At 61.7% G+C, this 1858-nt stretch carries 2 protein-coding genes; both read right to left on the reverse strand.

Annotated features, from left to right (window positions below):
• Positions 1 to 123: 123 nt before the first annotated feature.
• Positions 124 to 591 (reverse strand): LEA type 2 family protein, encoded by a 468-nt coding sequence (locus tag FQ192_RS33830; RefSeq protein ID WP_149662281.1) that lies wholly within the window; start codon positions 589 to 591, stop codon positions 124 to 126.
• A 101-nt stretch (positions 592 to 692) separates the two neighbouring features.
• Positions 693 to 1775, reverse strand: a complete 1083-nt coding sequence (locus FQ192_RS33835) for a nucleoside hydrolase (protein ID WP_149662282.1) — start codon at positions 1773 to 1775, stop codon at positions 693 to 695.
• Positions 1776 to 1858: the final 83 nt, after the last annotated feature.

Consider the following 1858-nt stretch of genomic DNA (forward strand, 5'->3'; position numbering starts at 1 on the left):
TTTCGGTTGCGGCATCCCTGTAGGAGCGAGTCTTGCCCTCGAAGGCGGTGTGGCATTCGACATCTATGTTGGATGACACTCCGCCTTCGCGGGCAAGCCTCGCTCCTACAAAGGGGGGCGGGGTTACCAGGTTGCAGCGGCGGACCCTGGAAAACTCAACTTGCCGGTATCGACAAAACGCATGGTGCCAAACAAGCCGCCGGCCAGTTTGCCGCGCAGTACGTAGGGCAGGTTGTCGAGGGTTTGCGTCTGGCTCAGGCCCAGGGTCTGGCGCAATACAGAGAAGGCCGAGACGCTCACCGGCACGGTCAGCACGGCTTCGGAAAAGCGCGGGATCGTGCCTGATTGATCGCTGACGCCCGAGGCCAATGGCCGGCCGTTGACTTCCAGGTCCAGGGCCACGCCGTTGTAGTCGATCGCGGTTTCGTTCGGGTTCTGCACGCGGATCTTCACCGCGAAGCGCACTTCCAGGTCCTGACTTTGCAGCGGTTCGATGCCGACCACGTTGATGTTCAGCGGATCGCGATTGGGGAACAGCGCGCAGGCGCTCAGGGACAGCAACAGCAGGGACAGGGCAAGGAGTCTGCGCATCTAAAGGCTCTCGACAGAAAAAGGGACTGAACCGCCGTTGAAGATTATCCGGCGGCTCACCTGTGCGACCACGCTCACTGTGAGGGGTTCGCTGCGGGCTGTCACTTGTTCATCTTGACCGGTGTCGGCAAAGTCACGAGGTTGACGTAGCCGTCCCAGAATTGCTTCTGGTCGATGGCGAATACCACCTTGGCTTTTTGCGTGCCCACCGGCGGGCTCTTCTTGTAGCCAAGGGCCCGGCCGTAATCGGCGCCGAACTGCGCGTCCACATCCACCCACAAATCCCGGGACTCGGTGACGATGTCCGGTTGTACCAGGAACAGCGCTGGCAGGCTGTCCCAAGTGAAGCTGTGATAGGCCGGATCCTTGTCGAACAGCGCGCCGAATTCATGCTTGTACAGGTCGGCAATGGGTCCCGGTTTGGCGATCACCCGTTTGTACACCGCAGCATCGAAGGTGACTTTCTCGCAGACATCGTTGGGGAAAATCACGTGTTCGATGGGCGAACGCAGGACGATCTTCGCCGCCTCGGGATCGAACCACCAGTTGAACTCGGCGGCCGGCGTGGTGTTGCCCGGAATCTCGATCGCGCCGCCCATGTACACAATGCGTTTGATCAGCGGCACGATGTCCGGCGCGGAACGGATCGCCAGCGCAATGTTGGTCAGCGGCCCGACTGCCAGCAGCGTCACTTCATGGGGATTGGCGCGCACGCTGTCGACGATGAACTGCGCGGCGGTTTCCTTGCGCAATGTGGTGTGGGTCGCCAGGCCATCCGGCGGCGCGACCAATTGCGCGGCGTTTGTGGGGCGAGCGGCTTTGAACGCCCCCGGCCAACCAGCGCCGAACAGCGCCTGCTCCTGCGGATACGTGGCGAAGTCATGCAGCAGCGGATACGCCGCGCCGGAATACACCCCGACCTCTTTGTCCACGCCCATGCGCTCGACAGCCTTGAGCGCGTCGACCTGCTCCTGATCGACCCAGGCGTTGCCGCTGACCAGGGTCATGCCGAGCAGGTCGATGCGTTTTTGCGCGTGCAACTGGGCGAGCATGATGAAGGCCTGGCCGTCATCGTTGAGCACGTTGAAGTCGGTATCGAAGATGACTTTTTCCGCCGCTTGCAGGGACCCGGCACACAGGCCGGCGGCGACGAGCAGGGCACAGCGTTTGATCAAACCTTGCATGAGGGACACACCTGACAGGTTGGAAATGAACACCTGTAGGAGCAAGGCTTGCCCGCGATGGCGATTTAACCGACGCCATCGCG

This window comes from Pseudomonas sp. ANT_J12 (assembly GCF_008370045.1).
Classification (GTDB): domain Bacteria; phylum Pseudomonadota; class Gammaproteobacteria; order Pseudomonadales; family Pseudomonadaceae; genus Aquipseudomonas.